Source organism: Leucobacter chromiireducens subsp. chromiireducens (assembly GCF_016758255.1).
GTDB classification, from domain to species: Bacteria; Actinomycetota; Actinomycetes; order Actinomycetales; family Microbacteriaceae; genus Leucobacter; species Leucobacter chromiireducens.
The window spans coordinates 104,292-126,178 of sequence record NZ_QYAD01000006.1; the positions used below are offsets into that span (position 1 = coordinate 104,292).

Consider the following 21,887-nt stretch of genomic DNA (forward strand, 5'->3'; position numbering starts at 1 on the left):
TGCCGGGAAGTCTGGTCGGCGAAACAGTACTGACCCGACCCTCTGAGGAGACTTGCGTGCCCATCTCGTTCCTGGTTCGTGGCGACCCCTTGCCGCACGCACCACACACCGATGCTGATCTGGAACATGTTCCGTCACGCGGAATGCTCTGGGGTGCAGATCTTCGGGGCTGTACGACGCGGAAAACTGCGCGTGCCCGCTGGCACGACACCATCCAAGATCTGAAACACGAACTCGATACGCATCCCGCCGTCCGCAGGGTCTGTATCGCTTGCCTTCTACCGACAGGGTTCCCGCAATCACTGCTCGTGAACCTGCCGACGGGCCTCGCCTCGCGGTTGCATAACGACGTGGAACGCGACCGTGCCCGATACCTGCAAGTGCTCGTGCTCGACCTCACGGACTGCGCTGATCCTGCAGTGCTGCATGATCGTCTCGAGGAAGCCCTCGGGCCGGGACACGGGTCATGGACTGACGTCACTCTCACCTGGAGCGATATCGAGGAGTGTGGATTCACCGAAGCCTGGGCAAGAGGCGCACTGTGACCCAACAGGGGGCGCTGATACCCTTGACAGTGATGACGCAACATCGGTTCCACGCGGCTTTCATGCCGGCGGGCTGGGTGCTGCCGCATCCCGGCACGAACGGGTACATCTCCTCCTGGGGTGCGATGCTCTCTGGCACCACACCCACGACGCCTGCAGCCTGATCCAGAATCGATCTCCTCGTCCCGACGCGGCGCAGGGGTCTGGTTCTAGCTGATCTCTCTCAGCCTGCAAGCCCACTCCAGGAGATGACTTGAACGCCACCCAAACACCACCCGATCGAACCTTCCCTCGCTACGGCACATTCGCCGAGGCGACGCGCATCGGCGCGCTGCTGCGCAAAGAAGCCGTCGGCGGCATGCTGCTCGTCGCCGCCGCACTCATCGCGATCATCTGGGCGAACACTCCCGCCGCTGACGCGTACTTCGCACTGCGGGATCTCAAGATCGGCTACGAGCCCTGGCACCTGAACCTCAGCCTCGGGGCATGGGCCGCTGACGGGCTCCTCGCGATCTTCTTCTTCCTCGTCGGCCTCGAACTCAAACGAGAGTTCGTCGCCGGCGACCTCAGGAAGTTCCGCACCGCGATCGTCCCGATCGCGGCCGCCGCAGGCGGCGTGGCCGTGCCCGCACTCATCTACGCGGCGATCGTCTGGCAGCAGCCCGAGCTCCGGGCGGGGTGGGCGATCCCGACCGCCACGGATATCGCGTTCGCCGTCGCTGTCCTCGCGATCATCGGCTCCCACCTGCCCCCGGCATTGCGGATCTTCCTCCTCACCCTCGCCGTCGTCGACGATCTGCTCGCGATCAGCATCATCGCCGTGTTCTACACCGACCACATCGAGATCCTCCCGCTGCTTCTCGCGTTCGCGGTCATCGCGGTCTACGGGTTCATCGCGCAACGCTACCGAGCCTTCTTCGGGATCCACCCATTCGCGGCCTGGCTGATCCTGCTCCCCATCGGAGTCGTCGCGTGGGCGCTGATGCACGCCTCCGGCGTGCACGCCACCATCGCGGGCGTGCTGCTCGGATTCACGATCCCGGTGCTCCACCGCCGCGCAGACGGGGAGGCGGCCTCGGGCCGTCCGGGGCTCGCGGAGGAGTTCGAGCACCGTTTCCGCCCGCTGTCGGCCGGGATCGCGGTGCCGGTTTTCGCGTTCTTCGCCGCCGGGGTCTCGGTCGGCGGGCCTGCGGGGATCCGTGACGCGATGACGAATCCCATTACCTTCGCGATTGTGGCCGCCCTCGTCCTAGGCAAGCCGCTCGGCATCGTGACGACGACGTGGCTCACCACGAAGGCGCTCCGCACGAAGCTCGACCCGGAGTTGCGGTGGATCGACATGATCGGAGTCGGGCTCCTCGCCGGCATCGGGTTCACCGTGTCGCTGCTCGTCGCCGAACTCAGCTTCCCCGCCGGCGCAGTGGAGCACGACTACGCGAAAGTCGCGATTCTCACGGCCTCCGTGATCGCCGCAGCGGGCGCGGCGATCCTGCTCGGCACCCGCAACCGCCGGTACCGGCGCATCGCGCTGCGCGATGCGGTTGATGCGGACGCAGATGGCATCCCTGACGTCTACCAGCAGGGACAGGAACCTGATTGGTTCAAGCCCAGGCCAGGCCCACGCCGGTAGCGGTCACGGTCACCCCTGCCGCTGCCCCCAGGAGGACGGCGATCCATGCGGGAAGCTTCCACACGGTGAGGAGCAGGAAGCATGCTGCGGCGATGCCGAGGGATGGGATCCCGGTGATCGCGGAAGTGATCACCGGGGTCCAGAGCGCCGCGGCAAGGATTCCGACGACGGCCGCGTTCGCGCCCGCGAGCGTCGCTCGGATGTTCGGGTTCTGGCGCACACGATCCCAGAACGGCAGAGCCGCGACCAGCAGGAGAAGGCCGGGCACGAAGACGGCGATCAGCGCGAGCAGCGCTGCGACGGGGGCGAGCGCGCCAGGCACCATGTCAAAGCCGAGGTAGGCGGCGAAGGTGAAGAGCGGGCCGGGAACGGCTTGGGCTGCCCCGTAGCCGGCGAGGAACTGTTCGGGAGCAATCGAACTGGCAACGGCGGGTTCGGCCTGCAGCAACGGCAGCACGACATGCCCGCCGCCGAACACGAGCGCCCCGGCGCGGGTGAATGCGTCAGCGATCTGGACCCAGGTGTTCTGGGTGAGCGCGGCGAGCACCGGTAGGCCCACCAGCAGGCAGCCGAAGACGACCAGCGCCGCGATCCCCGTCTTACGGGAGACGCGCAACGTGAGTGCCTCCGCGCGAGACACGGCCGCACCGCGGCACCACAGCACCCCGGCGACGAGACCGGTGAGGATCGCCGCGATCTGCCCGAGGCTGCCGGGGAGCAGGAGCGCCAAGCCTACGGCGGCAAGACCGATCAGGATGCGCCGCAGATCCGGTGTCAGCGTGCGCGCCATGCCGATCACTGCGTGCGCGACGACCGCGACCGCGACCGCCTTCAACCCCACGATCAGGCCCTGCCCGATTATGCCCTCGAGCCTGACGGCGCCGATGGCGAAGAGCACGAGCAGCAGCGCTGAGGGCAGTGTGAACGCTACCCACGCGGCTACCGCGCCGCGGAAGCCGGCGCGGATCAGGCCGAGCGCGAACCCGACCTGGCTCGACGCCGGGCCCGGGAGGAACTGGCACAGCGCAACCAACTCGGCGTACTGGCCCTCGCTCACCCACTTGCGGCGGGCGACGAGTTCCTCGCGGAAGTAGCCGAGGTGTGCGATCGGCCCCCCGAACGACGTGACACCGAGCTTCAGAAACGCGCGGAACACCTCCGCGGCGCTCCCGGACGGCCGCGCGGGTGCTGCGGGCGCGTCATGGGTCACGGTTCGAGCAGTTCTGAAATCAGCGTCTCGACCCGCGTCTTGATCTCGTCGCGGATCGGCCGCACCGCGTCGATGCCCTGGCCGGCGGGGTCGTCGAGTTTCCAGTCCTCGTAGCGTTTGCCGGGAAAGAACGGGCAGGCGTCGCCGCAGCCCATGGTGATCACCACGTCCGAAGCTTGCACTGCCTCGGTGCTCAGCACCTTGGGCTGCTCGGCGGTGATATCGATGCCCGCCTCTCGCATGGCCTCGACCGCGATGGAGTTGATCTTGTCGGCGGGCATCGACCCGGCAGAGCGCACCTCGATGCGGCCTGCCGCGAGGTGGCGGAGAAAGCCGGCGGCCATCTGGGATCGTCCGGCGTTGTGCACGCACACGAACAACACGGAAGGTTTCTGATCGGTCATATTCAGTTCGCTGCTTTCAACTAGGTGAGGGTGGCGAGGAGGGTGCGCACGCGGCGTTCGATGTCGTCGCGGATCGCGTCGATGCCTTCCGGGGAGGCGAGTGCGGGGTCTCCGACGGCCCAGTCCTCGTAGCGGACGCCGGGAATGATCGGGCAGACGTCGCCGCATCCCATCGTCACGACGACGTCGGCGGCACGCACGGCGTCGTCGGTGAGCGGCTTCGGGAACGCAGCGACTGCGTCGTGCTCATCCTCGATCTGGGTGAGCAGCGACCGGACGCGCGGGTGCACGTCCGTGGCCGGGGTGGAGCCCGCGGAACGGGCGATCACGCGACCGCGCGCGAGCTGGTTCACGATTGCGGCGGCGAGCTGCGACCGCCCCGCGTTCTGCACGCACACGAACAGCACCTGTGGCACCCCGGACGACCTGTCGCGGGCGAGATCGGTGAGGCGTTGACGGACGAAGCGCTCGGTCAGCGGGATCAGATGACGGGTGACCTTCGCGGATCGCACGAGGCTCGCATAGGACTCGCGGACGATCGCGATCACCAGATCCCGGCTCAGCCCGGTCAGTTCGTCCGCGAGTTCTTCGCCTAGGCGCGTCACTCGTCCATCCATGTCGCGCAGGGTTTCCGCACGAAGCAGAGCATCCTCTGAGTCTTCGGGATCCCCGAGGTTACCTGTGATCGCGGCGGGGGCGAAAGCGTCGAGGAGCGCTGCGACTGCCTGCTGCTTGCCGGCCGCGATCCGGTACCACACCCAGGTGCCGCGCCGTTCGGACTGCAGCATCCCCGTGTCTTTGAGGACCTTCAGATGGTGGGAGACGGTCGGCTGGGACACGTCGGAGAGCTCCGCGAGGTCGCACACGCAGGACTCGCCCCGCGGGTCGGCCGCGATCGCCGACAGCATCCGCAGTCGCAGCGGATCCGCGAGCGCCTTCAGCGCGCCCGCCACGGTGACGGCCGCATCTGTGCCGATCGCGTGCGTCACCGACGGTGCGCAGGAGTCAGCTGCCGGAAGGGAGGTTGTGTCGGTCATGAAACCCTCGATTCAAGTGATCGGGTGGTGTAAGGGTCGATATGGAACCAGGCTCGCGCCGCCCACAGGGAGACGTAGACGAGGGCGACGAGCACGGGCACCTCGATGAGCGGTCCGACCACACCTGCGAGTGCCTGCCCGGACGTGGCGCCGAAGGTGCCGATAGCGACCGCGATCGCCAGCTCGAAGTTGTTGCCGGCGGCGGTGAACGCCAGGGTCGTCGACTTGGCGTAGCCCAGGCTGAGCACCTTGCCCAGGAGGAGCCCGGCGAACCACATGAGGGCGAAGTAGACCAGCAGCGGCACAGCGATGCGGGCTACCGCGAGCGGGTTCGACGTGACCGCTTCTCCTTGCAGTGCGAACAGCAGCACGATCGTGAACAGCAACCCGTACAGCGCCCACGGCCCGACAGCGGGGAGGAACTTTTCCTCGTACCAGGCCCGGCCGCGGCGCCGCTCGCCGATCCAGCGGGACGCGAAACCCGCGAGGAGGGGGATGCCAAGAAACACCAGCACGTTCACCGCGATCTGCCACACCGAGATATCGAGGCCTTGGGTGTCGAGGCCAAGCCAAGCCGGGAGCGCGGTGAGGTAGAACCATCCGAGCACGGAGAACATTACGACCTGGAAGACGGAGTTGATCGCGACGAGCACTGCGGTGGCCTCACGGTCTCCGCAGGCGAGATCGTTCCAGATCACCACCATCGCGATGCACCGCGCCAGCCCCACAATGATCAAGCCGGTCCGGTACTCGGGAAGATCCGGCAGGAAGACCCAGGCGAGCGCAAACATCACCGCGGGCCCGACGACCCAGTTCAGCACCAGGGAGGAGACGAGGAGCTTCGTATCGCCGGTGACGGCGGCGACCCTGTCGTAGCGCACCTTGGCAAGCACCGGGTACATCATCACCAGCAACCCGATCCCGATCGGCACGGAGATGCCAGCGACCTCCAGCCGAGCCAGCAGACCCGACAACGCAGGTATGAAACGGCCCAGCGCCAGCCCCGAGATCATCGCGAGCCCGATCCACAACGGCAGCCACTTGTCGAGCGTGGATAGCCGCTTCGGAGCGACGCGCGGCGTCACGGCGGTCATGCGGACACCTTGAGGGTCGGATCTGCGACCGCGATTACCGGCGCGACCGGGGCAAGGTTCGAGAGGTAGTGCTGCGCGTCCTGGGCCGCGGCGCAACCTGTGCCTGCAGCGGTGATCGCTTGCCGATAGGTGTGATCGACCAGGTCTCCAGCGGCAAATACGCCCGGAAGATTCGTTCGAGTTGAGGGATGAGCAACGGTCACATACCCATCCCTGTCAGTCGTGACCTGTCCGACCACGAGCTCCGACCGCGGGTCATGACCGATCGCCTCGAACACTCCCGCCACGTCCAAGACCCGCTCCGCACCCGTCGTCGTGTTGCGCAGACGTAGCCCGGTCACCTGATCGTCGCCGAGAATCTCGGCGACTTCGCTATTCCATGCGACCTCGATCTTGGGGTGGTCGAGCACCCGCTGCGCCATGATCTTCGAGGCCCGGAACTCATCTCGCCGGTGCACGATCGTCACTTTCGACACGAACCTCGTCAAGAACAACGCCTCCTCCATCGCGGAGTCTCCACCGCCGACCACCGCGATCTCGCGGTCCCGGAAGAAGAACCCATCGCATGTCGCACACCACGACACCCCATGACCAGACAAGCGATCCTCCTCAGGGAGGCCGAGCTTCCGATACGCCGACCCCATCGCCAGGACCACCGCCCTGGCCCGATAGGTGCTGCCGCCACCGGTCACGATGGTCTTCCACTCGCTCGCGAGATCCAACCAGGTCGCGTCGTCGTACACGATCTGTGCTCCGAATCGTTCGGCTTGCACGCGCATCGACTCCATCAGCTCCGGGCCCTGCACACCGGCGAGAAAGCCCGGAAAGTTCTCAACCTCAGTCGTCGTCATCAGCGCACCTCCCGCCGACACCGACCCCGCAACCACCATCGGGGCGAGCCCCGCACGAGCGGCGTACAGCGCCGCAGTGTATCCGGCAGGACCCGAACCGACAATGACCAGCTCTAGCTCTTGAATCGACATGTTTCTATATTGATGAATATCGAAACATGTCGCAAGTCATGATGACGCAGTTCGCCAAGAGTTCATCTCTCGACTATCTATTTTCCCTCTCGCCCGTCAACGAGGGGCTATCTCCCCACAGGGGACGGAGCCCTACCTGACAAGTGATGACGGTATCGATGCGGGTGATGAGTGCCGGGGATGGCTACAAGTACCTCCTGCGCTCCGTCGTCACCGGCGATGGCGATCGATCCCTGTCCACCCCGCTCACGCGGTACTATGTCGAAGTCGGCAACCCGCCCGGCAGTTGGCTCGGCGCCGGTGTCGCGCATCTCGTCAATGGCCAGATCGCGACCGGGGATGAGGTGTCGGATGAGCAACTGCAGTTGCTCATCGGCATGGGCCGCGATCCGGTGACGGGTGATCCGCTCGGGCACGCCTACCCGGTCTACTCGACCCCATCCGAGCGTATTGAAGCCAGAGTTGAAGCCCTCGACCCCGAGCTCGGCCCGGCCTCCCGTGCGGAGGCCGTCGCGCTGATCGAGGACGACGAACGACGCCGGGGCACGCGGAAGGCCGTCGCGGGGTACGACTATACGTTCTCGTTACCGAAGTCGGCGTCGGTGCTCTGGGCGGTCGCCGACGCGGGCACACAGGCCATGATCGCTGACGCGCATCATGCGGCGATCACGGAGGTGATCGAGTTCATGGAACGCGAGGTCGCCGCCACCCGCATCGGATCGACCGGCGCCGACGGCGGCGCGGTCGCCCAGGTCGATACTTTCGGGATCGCGGCGACCGCCTACGACCACTACGACTCCCGAGCCTCCGACCCGCACCTGCACACGCACGTCGTCGTCTCGAACAAAGTGAAGACCGTGCTCGACGGGCGGTGGCGGTCGCTCGACGGCCGCCCCATGCACGCCGCAACCGTCGCGCTCTCCGAATTGCACGAGGCGATCATCGCCGACCACCTCACCCGCCTCCTCGGCGTCGAATGGGAAGCACGGGAGCGCGGCCGGGACCGGAACCCGGCCTGGGCGATCACCACGGTGCCCGAAGAACTGGTGCTCGAGTTCTCCACTCGCGCCCATCAGATCGACGCTGCGAAGGATCGCCTCATCGCCGACTACGTGCAGTGGCACGGCCGTCAGCCGTCGGCGGCGACGGTCATCAAGCTCCGCGCGCAAGCGACCCTCGAAACCCGACCCGAGAAAACGGTTCGTTCCCTTGCGGACCTCACGGCTGAATGGCGTAGGCGTGCTTCGAGGAAGCTGGGGCGTGACGCCGGCGCGTGGGCGCGTGACGCGATCCCTGCCGGTGAGGTGCGGGTGCTGCGGGCGGATGATGTGCCGCTCGACCTGATCGAAGCGATCGCGCACTCCGTGGTCGAGGCCGTGGTCGCGAAACGGTCGACGTGGCACAGGTGGAACCTGACCGCGGAGGCGGCGCGGCAGACGATGGAGTATCGGTTCGCGACGACCCGGGATCGGGAGGCCGTGACCGGCCTGGTGGTCGATGCTGCCGAGCGTGCCTCGCTTCGCCTCACGCCGCCGGAGCTGGCCTCGACGCCAGCCAGGTTCCAGCGGGCTGACGGGACGAGCGCGTTCCGGCCCCGCCACTCAGCCCTGTTCTCCTCGACCGAGCTGCTGGAAGCCGAAGCCCGGCTCTTAGAGCGCTCCCGCACGATGACCGGCCCAACCGTGCCGCTCTCGGTGATCGAACGAGTGACGGGTGCACCGGATCGAGAAGGGCGGATGCTAGGCCCCGACCAAGCCTCCGCCCTCACCAAGATCGCAGTCTCGGGTAGGATGCTCGATCTACTGGTCGGCCCCGCCGGGACCGGGAAGACCACCGCGATGAACGCCCTACGCCACGCCTGGGAACAGCAGCACGGGAAGAGCTCGGTGGTGGGGCTCGCACCGTCCGTGGTCGCTGCGGAAGTCCTCGCCGACGACCTCGGTATCCAGACAGAGAACACCGCGAGATGGTGGACGCTACACCAGATAGGGCGTGCCGAGTTCCGTGCGGGGCAGTTGGTCATCATTGATGAAGCGAGCCTCGCCGGTACTCTCTCGCTTGACCGTATCACGCGCCTCGCCGCCGACGCGGGTGCGAAGGTGTTGCTGGTCGGCGACTACTCCCAGTTGCAGGCCGTGGAAGCCGCCGGAGCGTTCGGCCTCCTCGCCGCCGATCGCGACGATACCCCGGAGCTCTTCACGATCCACCGCTTCACGCACGAGTGGGAGAAGCGAGCGTCACTCGGGCTCCGCCTCGGCCACACCGACGTGATCGACACCTACCAGGATGCCGGCCGCATCACCAGCGGCGAAACCGAGGACATGACCGCACGAGCGTATGAGGCGTGGCGAGCCGACCGGGAGACCGGTGTTGCGTCGATCCTCGTCACCGACGCCTCAGAATCCATGACCGCCCTGAACCTCCGCGCCCGCACCGAGCTCATCCTCGCCGGCATCGTCAAGCCCATCCGCGGCGAAGTCACTCTCGACGGCGGGGCGACCGCCGCAGTCGGCGATGTCGTCATCACTCGGAAGAACCGGCGGGATCTTCGCTCAGGCTCGGCATGGGTGCAGAACGGGAACCGGTGGATCATCACGAAGGTTCGGTCCGACGGCTCCTTGACGATCCGGCCCGCCAACCGGGATCGCGGCGGGTCGATCGTGCTGCCCGCCGACTACGTCGCCGAAAACCTCGACCTCGGCTACGCCGTAACCGCTTACCGCGCCCAAGGCGTCACCGTCGATACGGCACATGTGCTGGTCGATCCCTCGATGACCAGGGAGAACCTGTACGTCGCGTTCACCCGCGGCCGCGACGGGAACCACGCCTACGTCGCCGTCGACGCACCCGACGACGCGCACCAGCACCCGCACGAAGTCGAAGACCCAGAAGAAGCAGCACGGCGCGTCCTGTTCGGTGTGCTGAACCACTCTGGGGCGGAGTTGTCGGTGCACGAGACGATCGAGCAGGAGCAAGAACGGTGGGGGTCGATCCGGCAACTCGCCGCCGAGTACGAGACCATCGCCACCGAAGCCCAACACGACCGCTGGGCCACCCTCATCCGGGCATCCGGCCTCACCACCACCCAGGCGGATGCCGTGCTCGACTCCGACGCCTTCGGCGCCCTCGCCGCGGAGCTCCGCCGCGCCGAAGCGAACCACCACGACGTTGACCGGCTCTTCCCACGCCTGGCCAAAGCCCGCGGCTTCGATGACGCCGACGACATCGCCTCCGTACTGCACTGGCGAATCGCGACCGCCACCGAGCACCCCGCCAGCGGCGGGCATGCGGCGCAGGCGCCCCGGTTGATCGCGGGCCTGATCCCGGTCGCCGGCGGGATCACCGAACTGGACATGCGGCAGGCGCTCGCGGAACGACACCAACTCATCGAACAACGCGCCACCGCCCTCGCCGAACAAGCAGCCGCTGAAGGCGCGCCGTGGGTGCGAACGCTTGGGGCGCGGCCCGGTGATCCGCGGAAGCAGGAAGCCTGGGCGCGGTATGCGCGCACGGTCGCCGCGTACCGCGACCGCTACGACATCGCCAGTGGCGACGCCCTCGGCCCGGAGGCGGATGGGATCGCGCAGAAGATCGACCAAGCCCGCGCCGCACAAGCGATCCAACGCGCACGAGCCCTCACAACCCAGCGGGCACGACCGAAGGCCGCCGCGAACGCACTCACCCGCCGGGGCGGACGGTCGTTGTAAGCGACCCGAGGGTTCCGCTTCTCAAAGGCTCGACGTACAGTGGAAGGGCAGCGGCAGAAACCTGCATGACACATTTCGCCTCCGGGCCGGACCTTCGGGCCACCTCAATAGCGCCGCTACCTACAGCAGTGCGCTATTGAGAGGAATCATCATGTTGGGTTTCATCGTCTCGGGAGTCGCGAGCGTGGTCGCCACGCTGAACCGCTACGTTCCCAGCCTCCGGCTCATTCAGCGGATCATCCACCGTCGCGACAGCCACAAGTGGGGCGTCCCCGCGATGCTGATCGCGGTGCCCTACTTCCTCGTCGCGAACCTCTTCAAAGGCATTCTCGAGGACGGAGGGCATGCCTTGTTCAGCGTCCCGTTCCTGTGGTGCCTCGTCATGGGGATCGCGTTCCTCGCGCTCGGACCGATCAGCCTGCTGCTCCTCGCAAGATGTCATGCCCAGGAAGCGTGGGCGCGATGGAAAGGTCGTCGACGCGTCGATATGCGTCGTCGTTGAGACGACGTAGCCCTACTGAGCAGGGCGCTGCCGCACCCTCTTGCTTCGTCAGCGTGTGGGGCGGGTGATAGCTAGCATCCCGGGAGAAGGCTGTAATTGATCGCGGTGGAGTCAAACGTATTGTGACCAGGAGTTTTCCTAGACGCCCCTGGGGGCCAGTAGAGTGTTCTTGGGGTCGTGTCGGCTCGGCGCGTCGCGCGCCCTAGGCGACATCGGTCGTGTTCTCCTGGAGGTGAACGCCAAAGTCTGGAAGGGATGCCCGCGCGTGGTGAAGTACGCAGTGAAGCTTGAACGCTCAGCACCGCTCACCCTTCCTCGGCATCCTGATGCCCCCGAAGATGAGAATTTCACCGAATGGTGCGCGGCTGAGAAGAAATCTGGTCGTCCCCTTGCGGTCGATCTGTTCTCAGGAGCGGGAGGCCTTGGGGCGGGCGTCGAAGCAGCTGGCTGGACAGTGGTTGCTGCTGTCGATCACGACAAGGCCGCCCTGGAGACGCACCGTGCAAACTTCCGCGGACAAGCCATAGACGTTGACATGTCAGATCAGGATCAGGTCAACACCTTGATCGAGAAGCTGCGGCCACTCGGCATCGACCTCGTCGCAGGCGGACCGCCTTGCCAGCCGTTTAGTCGCGCCGGTCGGGCGAAGATCCGAAGCCTTGTCGAAGAAGGCAATCGTGACGCAGTCGACGTTCGCAAGGAGTTGTGGCGTTCTTTCATCGACGTTGTGATCGCCTTGCAGCCTCGCGCTGTCCTCATGGAGAACGTTCCTGATATGGCCATCGGTGACGACCTCATTGTGATTCGAGAGATCGCAGAGACTCTTGAGCAAGCCGGCTACATCGTGGATTACAGGCTGCTTGACGCATGGCGGCACGGTGTCCCGCAGCATCGCAAACGGTTCATCCTTCAGGCACGTCGCGATGGCGCCGTGCCAGTTTGGCCTTCGCTCAGTACGAGCGGTCCAACCGTCCGCGATGCAATCGCAGATCTGCCCTCCTTGAACGACACGACTGGAGCCCGAGAACTGCCTTACCTGGGCGAACCGACGAGCGAGCTAGCGAAGCGCTTGCGCCCTCCAGGTGTATCGAAGGTCATTCATGACCACATGACGCGTCCGGTGCGCGCTGACGATAGAGAAGCATTCGAGTTGATGACGTCTTCGACGCTCTACTCCGACTTGCCAGACCGCCTCAAACGATATCGCTCTGACACTTTCAACGATAAGTACAAGCGGCTGCCGTGGGACGACCTCAGCAGGACTATCACGGCCCATATTGCGAAGGATGGCTACTGGTATATCCATCCATCTGAGCACCGGACGCTGACAGTCAGGGAAGCCGCACGCATCCAGACGTTCCCTGACACCTTCCGGTTTGCGGGAACACGTAGCGATGCGTTCCGACAGATCGGGAACGCGGTTCCGCCGATCCTGGGCCTGGCGGTCGCTGAATCTGTCCGTGCCAACGAGACGACTGACGAGACGTGTCGTCCTCAAGCCTCAGAGATTAGACGTCGGCTTGCGGAATGGGCGGAAGAACGCAGGAAGGATGCATGGTGGCTCTTTCCTGGCCCGGAGATGACGACACTCGCGGCCGCGTTCTCTGCGCTACTCGAGGTTCACCAGCTCCAACCTGCTCAGGCTGCGGCGACGATGGCGCCGTTTCGCGGTGTGACGCAGATCACCGAGGATGTCGTTGACAGTATCAACGCGACCAAGTTCACCCAGGCGAGGCGGAACGCGGTTGATAAAGCGCTCGCCAGCTTCCAAAATTCCTCCGACATGGAGGAAGTAATTGCTGTGGATGGTTTGCTCCGACCGTTGCAGCAGAGTGCGTTCCGAATGCTCCGGGGAAGCAATCAACTAATTATCAACGCACGAATTGCCGGGGTCGTTGGTATTCTGCTCGCGCTACCCGAAGCACAAAGAGGGCAGGGAACTGACATTAAGGTCGCCCTAGCGCAACTGGTTGGTGCGGGGGAGGATGCCGCATTGCGCATGGCCGCGATCCGGGCGCTGACGGAGGAAGAGGCTAGAGAGATCATCAATACCGAGCTCGCTCCGTCCGATGAAAAGGTAGCGTAGACACATGACTAGGCGGAACATCGGCTCGACTTTCCGTTCTGCCGGACCGAGGGAGCACATATGACTGAGGAAGACATCCCTCGTTTCCGTCCTCGGGCAAGGCTGCTTCAGCTCCTGGGAGACCAACTCATCGGTAGTCCCCGTCTTGCGATCTTCGAGTTAGTGAAGAACGCATACGACGCTGATGCGACGCGAGCAGAAGTCACTATGTCGCATCTGGACACACCGGACGCGACAATTGAGGTCGTCGATGACGGTGACGGGATGTCATACGACACGCTACGAAACATCTGGCTTGTGCCCGGGCATGATCACAAGGCCAAAGATCGTGCAAAGGGTACTCGGACAACCAGAGGGCGGCTACCACTCGGCGAGAAAGGCGTGGGCCGGTTCGCTGTCCATAAGCTTGGCCGTGCGGTTGAAGTCGTGACACGCCAGGCTGATGGCCCAGAGCTGGTCTTGAAGATCGACTGGGAAGAGATCGCCAACTCAGAGTTCTTGGATGAGGCGCGCGTGGAGATCGTTGAACGCGAACCCGCGCTGTTTATCGGCAAGCAGGGAACGTCGGTAGCCGTTACCGGGCTCCGCGGCGAGCCTTGGACTCGGGGAGAAGTTCGTCGCCTCTTCCGCCAGATTACTTCGATCTCATCTCCCTTCGCGGCTCGTTCCGACGACTTCGCGGCCACGCTCATCCTCCCTCAGCAGAAGAAGTGGCTTGACGACGTTCCGGACACCGAGACCTTGCTCGAAAGTGCGCCGTGGAGATTCACCTTCTCACTCGAAGGCAACCAGTTCAGTTGGCGCTATGAGTTCCGAGGGTTTAACGGGATCGCTTTGAGTCCACGTACCGTCGAGGGGACGGAGTATGGTGTCCTGCTGGACCCTAAGGATCTCCCCGAACGCGACCAAGATTTGATTAAGGCTGAGAAGAAGCCCCCTCGTGCGGTCAGGAGCAGCCTTGCTCATCAGGAAGGTATCGGTCCGCTCTCAGGCACGTTGATGGTCTATGACCGCGACAAAGATGTGATCGAGAAGATCGGGCACAGCGCCTCACTACAGGAGTTCCTGAACGAAAGTGGCGGCATCCGCGTCTATCGCGATGGGATCAGAGTCTACAACTACGGAGAGCCAGGCGACGATTGGCTTGGTCTCGACATCCGACGAGTGAACTCTCCAACGAAAAGGATCAGCAACAACATCGTCGTCGGCGCGGTCGACCTTTCGCTGGAAGAAAGCAGGAGCCTGGAAGAAAAGACGAACCGTGAAGGGTTTGTCGAAGGTATCGCGCTTGGGCGGATGCGAGCTTTGATTCGCGGAGCGATTGCCGTTTTCGAGTCTGAGCGCAACAAGGACAAGCAGAACCTTCGGAAGCTACTGTCCAAGAAGCGTGACTCGCTGAGTGGTGGAATTGAGAAGCCACTCCAGCAGATAAAGACTCTTGCAAAGAAGAACAATCTCTCTAACGAGGTCGACCCGCTCATCGACAAAGCTCAGAAGGCATATGACGACATGCGGGAGATTATGCTCCGTGCGGGAATTTCCAGCATGTCGCTCGTGATCGTCTACCACGAGATTGATCATGGGGTCAGACTGCTGCATACCGCGCTTCGCGGAGGGGCTGACGCAACGCGTGCAGTCCAGCAGGCGCGAGACCTTGTGGCGGTGCTCGATAGCTTCGGTGATCTTCTGCGCAAAGGTCAAGCATCGGATCACGATGTTCGCGACCTTGCTGAACGTGCCGCAGAGCTGAACTCTGTTCGTCTCTCGAACCACGACATCGATCTCGAAATACGCGTAGATCGAAGCCCGAACGCCCTCTTCGCGTTATCGAGATTCCCTCTCGGACTTGTCCTCGGCGCTGTAACCAACCTCATCGACAACAGTGTCTATTGGCTGTCCTCACGATGGCCGGAGAACGAGGGTGACTCGAATCGCAAACTGCTGATCGCCGTCGACACCGAGTCCTACAGCGGTCCCGCATTGATAATTGCGGATAACGGGCCTGGCTTTGCTGATGGGCTCGAAGACTCAACGGAACCCTTCTTTACACGCCGTCCCGACGGTATCGGAGTCGGCCTGTATTACGTCAACCTCATCATGCACACGATTGGCGGTTCGCTCCGCATGGTGGACACTGACCTTGTTCCGCTCGGCCCAGATTATGATGGTGCCGCGCTCGCCCTTGTCTTCCCGAGAGGTTGAATGTTTACACCGCCGCGATTCATCGTCATCGACGACGACCTGAACCATCTTGAAGCGATCGCTACAACTATCCAGGCGCTCGGTTCTGTCTGTGCTCGCGTCCATTACACCCCCGAGAAGGACGCGCCCAAGGAATTGTTTGCTGCTGCAAGGGCGATTTTCATCGACTTGCAGCTCCAGGACCGCTCGGCGAGCAGCGACTTCAACCGTCATTTCGCGGAGATCCAGCGGATACTTGGCAAGTTTATCCAGCCGACCAACGGGCCGTACATACTTGTCCTATGGACAGATGAAGCCGGTCGAGTGGCGGAACTGCAGTCCTATCTTGAGACCAATCTCTTTGCCTCAACCCCTCATACGAAGCCGATCGCGATTGTTCCATTGTCGAAGACGGACTACATCGATATAGGAACCGGTGAACAAACAGCCGGTGATCTGGTCGAAGATATTCGCAAACACTTGAGCGCTCAACCGGCGATGAACGCGCTCGTGCAGTGGGAGGCCGAAGTGCTCAGCGCAGCAACAAGGGTCTTATCCGACATCACCACACTCACGACTGAGCTTGATGGAGACGCCCCTCTTCCGACGCTTCTTAAGCGCCTCGCAGTAGAGGCTGTTGGGCACGCGAACGCGGCCGACGATCCTCGCGCTTCTGTACATGCCGCGTTCCTTCCTCTGCTGCAAGACCACCTTCAGAACGCGTCTGAGGTGAATGACGAATGGAGTCGCGCCTTCGAATCGGCTACTGAGCCTGCACCGGCGCTCTCGAAGGCGCAGGTGAGCATGCTGAATACCAAGCTGCATATCACCCAGCCAGATAAAGTTCGAGAGATTTCACCAGTCGCGTGGGGTGCAGTCTGCGAACCTGAGGCCAACTTCGACTGGAACGAGTTCGGGCTTGACGATGAGACCGCCTACATGGAGCAAATTCTTGCGAAGGGTGTGAGGATCGATCTTGCGAAGTACAAGGCCTCTGTCGCGCAGATCCGTATCGGCGCTGCTTGCGACTACGCTCAGAAGGCTGTGGGGCCGATACCGTACGCGTTGGCAGCGCTACTACCCGTGAAAGAGGGAGAGAAATCCCACGAGCTAAATCCGAAGTCGACTGGTTGGGTTTCCCCAGAGTTGGACCTCGGAAAAGGAATTGTCCAGATCTTCGTCGATCCCCGGTTCGTGCGAGTACGTGGTGCAAAGACTGCGGCTAGCTTTAATGCCCTCGGACGCATCAAAGAGCAACTACTTCTTGAACTTGTCTCGGTGGTCAGCCATCACAGTTCCAGGCCAGGAATCGTGCGGTTCAAAGCCACCGCGAGGTAGCTCTCGAACTAGGTCGCGTGTTCAGACTAGCGACACGCACGCCGCATGACGTTGCTATTCCCGCGCGACTGCGCTCAGCCTGTGCGAGATGGATACGTAGTGTTGTCGGGCTGAAAACATCAGGGCAAACCGGGCAGGCTGGTCGAATGCAAATAGTTCAACAGGCGCCTGACTCAAGCTCTCCTCAGATCGTTCAGACTGTATGTTCCTGCGGGGATCCGCGTGGCTAGGCCCCGCACGCCAATTGGCACCTTCGGGAAGATCAGCCACCGCAAGATCAGCAAAGGCCACTGCGAGGCACGTGCTCGATACCGCGACTGGGATGGGAAGCTCCGGGCTGTCCAATGCACCGGTGCGACCCAAGCCGCCGCGGAACTCGCCCTGAAACGCAAGCTCGCGGAACGCTCTCTCTTCCAACCTGGCTTCGTCAGCCTCAGCGCCGACAGCAAGTTCTCCGCACTCGTGGACTATTGGCTCGAAGACATGGAGGTAGAAGACCGACTCTCCCGCACCACGCGACTGCTCTATGAGCGCAACATGCGCACCCTCGTCGCTCCCGCATTCTCCGAACTCACCCTCCGGGAAATCGGCGTCGCACGGTGCGACTACTTCTTGAAGCAACTCGCGAAGCAGAGCTACAACCGGGCCAGACAAGCGAGGGTCGTTCTCCGGCTCGCGCTCGGCCTGGCCGTTCGGCACGAGGCGATCACACGGAACCCGATGGATCACGTCTCTCGCCTGCGCCGACCGGCCCGAACGCCGGATGCGTTCGAAGATTCCGACATCGCGCTCATCCGCGAGGCCGTGCGTGCGTGGGAAGGGCGACCGATCGTCGCCGGCCCCCGACCAGATGGGCAGCTAGGGCAAGTCGTCGAAGTGCTCCTCGGCACCTCGGTGCGCATTGGGGAAGTGCTTGCGATCCGCATTCGAGACCTCGACCTGCGCAGCACGATCCCAACGGTGAAGATCGCCGGCACCATCATCAGCAGGAAGGGAGAACCAACCCATAGGCAGGACCATCCGAAGACCTCCCGCTCAGTGCGGAAGATCGCACTGCCGGCGTTCGCGGTAAGAGCGATCAAGGCGAGGCTGAGGAAGCGGCTCTCGATCGACCCCGATGCGCTGCTCTTCTGCAACCGTGGCGGAGGTGCGCTGACGACCAACAACGTCCGCCGTCGCCTGCGCGACGTGATGGAGAAGGCCGGACTGACCGGTGTCACACCGCACCGTTTCCGCCGCACCGGGGCAACCGCGATCAACAACGCTGGAGGTATCGACCTCGCCGCCGAACTCCTTGGGCACACCGACCCCCGGATCACGGCACAGCACTACATCGTGCGCGACGACCTCGTGAACCCTGCCACTGCCCGGATGCTTGAAGAACGATACGGAGGAACGGCGTAGTCACAGGTGGCGAACCGGTCGGAACGGAACGTAGACAGTGACCGCTATCTGTATACGTTTCGTTCTGACGCGTTCGGCGGCCGAACTCAGGCTAAGCGCACGAGCGGCGCGGAGCAGCGAGCCGTGGATCGCGTCGGATACGGTTGCCATAAACTCGCCATAAACTAGGTTCTAAAGCGGCTCGGCAGCTAGGAAGTTGGTGGGCCAATCTAGTGGCCAACATCCTGCAAAGCGTGCAAAACGTGACGCGTTGTGCAACGCATGGAACACCAAAACCCCGGTCAAGTGGGGGAAAGTGGCCAATCCGTCTGCCTGGGGGTCAAGGGGTCGCAGGTTCAAATCCTGTCAGCCCGACAGATTAGGCCTGATCAAATTCATTTGATCAGGCCTTTGTCGTCCCTGTCGCCAGCAGGCTGTCTGATCTGAACGGATGTCGGTGGTGCGGCGTAGGGTCTCGGTATGGCTCAGGCGCCGAGATACTCAGATGCCCAACTCGCGGAAGCGATCTCTGAAGCGAGTTCATGGCGAGGTGTCCTCCGAGAGCTCGATATTCCCCAGTCATCTTCGAGCGCGGCTCGCTCCGCGCGAATGCGAGCTGACACGCTCGCCCTGAGCTACAAGCATTTCCACGGGCAGCGACCCTGGACAGAAGCGCGGTTGAGAACTGCGGTAGCGACTTCACGATCTTGGGGGAAGTAGCAGAAGTGCTCGGGATGCGTGGCTCTGCTTCCGCGGCCTCGTTGCAAGGTCACGCAGCGAGACTCCGGATCGAGGCTGCCCACCTCGAATCTGAGATGAGCGGCGGAGCTCCTGAAATTCCGAGCCCGAGCCTCGTGCATCTCAACCGGGCCGGCCCGCTGCTCGCGGCGGCATGGTTTGCCTTGTGCGGCTGGGGCGTGTCGTGGCCGCTGGAGCCGAGTCGCTTCGACTTGATCGTGACACGGGGAGACCACGTAAGAAAGGTACAGGTGAAGACGACGGTCACCCGGGCGGGTTCCACCTGGAAGGCGTATCTTTCCACGGCGCGGAAATCGCGGAGAACCTACGTCCCGGGAGAGATCGACGACTTCTTCATAGTTACTGGAGCGCTCGACTACTACTTGATTCCGCTCGCCGAGGTCGGCGGCCTGCACGCGATCCATCTCCACCAATACCAAGGCTTTCGTGTTCAAAGCTTGCCCGCCCCCAAAACAGAACAGCTCTCTTAACGCCATCGCAGTGTGCGTGCCAATTCCAGTTTGCCTGCAAGCTACCAAACTGTAGGCTCGGTCAACCTGTCGCCTAAACGTGTATCAGACCCCAAGCTGTAGTCAGGGCATTAACAGAAACGTGTCATGCAACGCCCCCAGCAGCGTCGCTACCTCTTCGTTCGAAGATTTCATCGCTCCGCCCCCAGATCGAGATGGCATCCCCGAGCCCGTCGCTCACCATGATCAGTTGTGCGCACCTATGGGGGAGCTATTCTTACCCAATTCCGTACATGGGCCACGCCGCAGGGCCCCTAACTTTCTATGGGAAGTCGCCTAGCCGAGATTGCGTCCGGAAGCATAGGAATCTCAACCCCAGACGCATGCTGTCGTGGGCAGCTCGTCGATACACAAAGGAGTGATCGAGATGAAGGTTCAGACGAAGAAACGGCTCGGAGCTTTGGTTCTTGCTGGGCTGCTGGCCACAGGAGGTTTCCTGGCGGCGGCTCCCGCATATGCAGGGGGAAATGGGAGCGCGTTTGCCGGCCCGTTCCACGCGAGTGCGTCGACGAGCACTTGGGGAGGAACACAAGGGAGGTCGTACGCCCAGCACGGATGCGCCTCGTTCAACTCTGGCTGGAGTACTGGTAGCTCTAGCGCGTGGGCCTCATGCGGCATCTCCACTGGGGTTGGTAAGTACTACTTCAGGTAGCGGGCCGCTGCTCGAAAGGTCGGGGATCGACACTCGGTTGGTCCCCGACCTTTTCGCTGTTTGGGAGACGCAAGATCGCACGAATACCCCCATCTGCGTTTGCTTCGATGCTCAGGCGCCCGCCATGCTGATGCGCAACTGCCTGCACGATAGATAGCCCAAGGCCGGTCCCTCGGAAGGTTTGCAGGCGAGAATCAGAGCCTCTGTTGAACGGCTCCGTGAGTTGTGCAGCCACTTGGGCTTCTATGCGTGGCCCCGAATTGGTGACCACAAGCTCAGAGAAGCCTCCATCTCGTCGCACTGCGAAAACTGCCGTGCCTCCTGGAGGCGTGTACAGTGCGGCGTTCTCTACGAGATTGTGCACTGCGCGCAAGAGCAGTACCTGATCGCCCAAGGTGTGAACGCAGGGTTCTGCGACAACGCTATAGAAGACTCCCCGGCTGGCCAGCTTGGGCGAGAGCTCTTCAACAACCACTTCCAGCGTTGCGCTGAGATCGAGGAGATGCTTGCGTTCCTCGGGCAGGGCCTTGGACTGTGCAAGCAGCATGAGGGCGTCAATGGTTGCTTCCATCTTGAGGGCGTTTCTCATCAAGCGGTCAACGTCGTCCTTCTGCGCAGGGAGCGAGTCCCGCTGGATCGACTCTATGGTCGTGCGCAGCACAGTCAGTGGGGTGCGAAGTTCATGGGAGGCATTCGCGGCAAATCTTTCCTGCTGGGAGAATGCTTCTTCGAGCTTCGTGAGAGTCTCATCGATAGTGTCTGCAAGATTCTTAATTTCATCCGGGGGTCCGGACAGAGCAAGCCGTTCGTTGAGCGTATTCGAGGTAATGCGCCTGGTATGTGTACTGATGCTCTCGACACGGCTGAGTGACGACTGTGCCGCTCGATAGGAAATCAACGTCCCTACCGCAACCAGCAAGACGAGAGATACAGCGGAGATTGCCAATATCGTGCCCGTGATCTTTGAGCTGAACTGGAGCACGGCTTCGATTGCCTGCGGGCCGCTGGCGGGTTCAGGCGGGTCTACGACAACGCTCGCCGATGTGACGGAAGTGAGCACGCTCCAAATGGCGACGAGCGCGATGGCGGAGACGGAACCCAGTACTATCGCCGAACGCGCTGCGATCCGGAGGGCAAGGGATCCGCGCTGACTGGTCATCAATTCTCTTCCAGTCGATAGCCAAACCCCGGCGAGTGTGTGATCGACTCTTGACCGAGTTTCTGTCGCAGTGAATGGACCGCGACTTTGACAACCCCTCGCGACACAGCGTCCGGCGCTTCCCATGCGTGCTCCAGCAGCTGCTCCACGCTCAGCGGTTTTCCAGCGGATCGCACGAGAGCCTCGAGAACGTTAAGTTCTTTAGGTGCGAGGCGAATATGTCGCCCGTGAATTGACGCTGTACCTCGCTCGGGAAACACTCTGATGCTGCCGAACTCGAGTTCGGACTCAACCGGGGTCATGCGGCGGCGTCCGAGCGCGCGCAATCGCGCGAGTAGCTCGTCATACGCGAAAGGCTTCGTGAGATAGTCGTCCGCGCCCATCTCCAATCCGTGCACTCGGTGGTGGACGTCATGTAGCGCGGTGAGCATCAGAACTGGGGTTGAATCACCGTAAGAGCGGATCTCCCGGCATACGCTGTCGCCGCTCATCCGCGGCAAGTCGCGGTCGAGAATGAGAACGTCGAAGGAACGCTCCGATAGAAGCTCCAGAGCGAAAACACCGTCTGAGGCCACGGTGATCACGAGCCCGTCACGCGTCAAAGATGCGCTAAGCGTTGCGGAGAGGTCTGCGTCATCTTCTACGAGAAGGACTCTCATTCATGCTCCGATCTCAACACCAACGCTCCAAGCATCGCTGATGGGGGTT

General features: G+C 63.0%; 17 protein-coding genes. 10 read left to right on the forward strand and 7 right to left on the reverse strand.

The window, feature by feature from the left end; all coding sequences use genetic code 11:
- The first annotated feature begins 308 nt into the window (after positions 1-308).
- The 3 genes from D3226_RS14375 to nhaA all read left to right on the forward strand — a co-directional run bounded on the left by D3226_RS14375 (position 309) and on the right by nhaA (position 2,175).
- A complete protein-coding gene (locus D3226_RS14375) occupies positions 309-545 on the forward strand; it encodes a hypothetical protein (RefSeq protein WP_202383252.1) in 237 nt (78 codons plus the stop codon).
- 32 nt (positions 546-577) lie between these two features.
- Entirely contained in the window at positions 578-709 is a 132-nt protein-coding gene (locus tag D3226_RS14950) for a hypothetical protein (protein WP_272928720.1), read from the forward strand.
- A gap of 89 nt (positions 710-798) precedes the next feature.
- Positions 799-2,175 carry a Na+/H+ antiporter NhaA gene (gene nhaA / locus D3226_RS14380; protein WP_130452365.1) on the forward strand — a complete coding sequence of 459 codons (1,377 nt, stop codon included), beginning with the start codon at positions 799-801 and terminating at the stop codon, positions 2,173-2,175.
- Here nhaA and chrA read toward each other — a convergent pair.
- The 5 genes from chrA to trxB are packed head-to-tail and all read right to left on the reverse strand — an operon-like array spanning position 2,147 to position 6,903.
- The gene (gene chrA, locus D3226_RS14385) at positions 2,147-3,385 is read right to left on the reverse strand and encodes a chromate efflux transporter (protein ID WP_241988925.1); all 1,239 of its coding nucleotides are present in this window, start codon (positions 3,383-3,385) and stop codon (positions 2,147-2,149) included. The two genes, nhaA and chrA, sit on opposite strands and share 29 nt — an antisense overlap.
- Positions 3,382-3,789, reverse strand: coding sequence for an arsenate reductase ArsC (locus D3226_RS14390; RefSeq protein ID WP_130452366.1), 408 nt, complete (start codon positions 3,787-3,789; stop codon positions 3,382-3,384). Before D3226_RS14390 ends, chrA begins: the two co-directional genes overlap by 4 nt.
- A gap of 20 nt (positions 3,790-3,809) precedes the next feature.
- The gene (locus D3226_RS14395; protein WP_130452367.1) at positions 3,810-4,826 is read right to left on the reverse strand and encodes a metalloregulator ArsR/SmtB family transcription factor; all 1,017 of its coding nucleotides are present in this window, start codon (positions 4,824-4,826) and stop codon (positions 3,810-3,812) included.
- Positions 4,823-5,920: an ACR3 family arsenite efflux transporter gene (gene arsB, locus D3226_RS14400; protein ID WP_130452368.1), complete on the reverse strand. Its 1,098-nt coding sequence runs from the start codon at positions 5,918-5,920 to the stop codon at positions 4,823-4,825. Before arsB ends, D3226_RS14395 begins: the two co-directional genes overlap by 4 nt.
- Positions 5,917-6,903, reverse strand: a complete 987-nt coding sequence (trxB, locus tag D3226_RS14405; RefSeq protein WP_130452369.1) for a thioredoxin-disulfide reductase — start codon at positions 6,901-6,903, stop codon at positions 5,917-5,919. The genes arsB and trxB overlap by 4 nt, the downstream gene beginning before the upstream one ends.
- 146 nt (positions 6,904-7,049) lie before the next feature.
- Between trxB and mobF the strand changes: the two genes are divergently transcribed.
- The 7 genes from mobF (at position 7,050) to D3226_RS14440 (ending at position 19,329) form a co-directional block, all read left to right on the forward strand.
- Complete coding sequence (gene mobF / locus D3226_RS14410; RefSeq protein WP_130452370.1) at positions 7,050-10,610, forward strand: MobF family relaxase; 3,561 nt, start codon at positions 7,050-7,052, stop codon at positions 10,608-10,610.
- A 151-nt stretch (positions 10,611-10,761) separates the two neighbouring features.
- Positions 10,762-11,112 (forward strand): hypothetical protein, encoded by a 351-nt coding sequence (locus tag D3226_RS14415; RefSeq protein ID WP_198677396.1) that lies wholly within the window; start codon positions 10,762-10,764, stop codon positions 11,110-11,112.
- Positions 11,113-11,377: 265 nt separating this feature from the next.
- Positions 11,378-13,198 carry a DNA cytosine methyltransferase gene (locus D3226_RS14420; protein ID WP_157992955.1) on the forward strand — a complete coding sequence of 607 codons (1,821 nt, stop codon included), beginning with the start codon at positions 11,378-11,380 and terminating at the stop codon, positions 13,196-13,198.
- A gap of 60 nt (positions 13,199-13,258) precedes the next feature.
- The gene (locus tag D3226_RS14425; protein WP_130452372.1) at positions 13,259-15,400 is read left to right on the forward strand and encodes an ATP-binding protein; all 2,142 of its coding nucleotides are present in this window, start codon (positions 13,259-13,261) and stop codon (positions 15,398-15,400) included.
- Complete coding sequence (locus tag D3226_RS14430; protein ID WP_130452373.1) at positions 15,401-16,717, forward strand: hypothetical protein; 1,317 nt, start codon at positions 15,401-15,403, stop codon at positions 16,715-16,717.
- A gap of 222 nt (positions 16,718-16,939) precedes the next feature.
- On the forward strand, positions 16,940-18,121 hold the full coding sequence (locus D3226_RS14435) for a tyrosine-type recombinase/integrase (protein WP_157992956.1): 1,182 nt from the start codon (positions 16,940-16,942) through the stop codon (positions 18,119-18,121).
- Positions 18,122-18,915: 794 nt separating this feature from the next.
- Positions 18,916-19,329 (forward strand): group I intron-associated PD-(D/E)XK endonuclease, encoded by a 414-nt coding sequence (locus D3226_RS14440; RefSeq protein WP_202383253.1) that lies wholly within the window; start codon positions 18,916-18,918, stop codon positions 19,327-19,329.
- A 683-nt stretch (positions 19,330-20,012) separates the two neighbouring features.
- Here the strand turns inward: D3226_RS14440 and D3226_RS14445 are convergent.
- Both D3226_RS14445 and D3226_RS14450 read right to left on the reverse strand, forming a co-directional pair.
- The gene (locus D3226_RS14445) at positions 20,013-21,179 is read right to left on the reverse strand and encodes a sensor histidine kinase (protein ID WP_202383254.1); all 1,167 of its coding nucleotides are present in this window, start codon (positions 21,177-21,179) and stop codon (positions 20,013-20,015) included.
- Positions 21,179-21,838, reverse strand: coding sequence for a response regulator transcription factor (locus D3226_RS14450; RefSeq protein WP_202383255.1), 660 nt, complete (start codon positions 21,836-21,838; stop codon positions 21,179-21,181). The genes D3226_RS14445 and D3226_RS14450 overlap by 1 nt, the downstream gene beginning before the upstream one ends.
- Between the last annotated feature and the right edge of the window lie 49 nt (positions 21,839-21,887).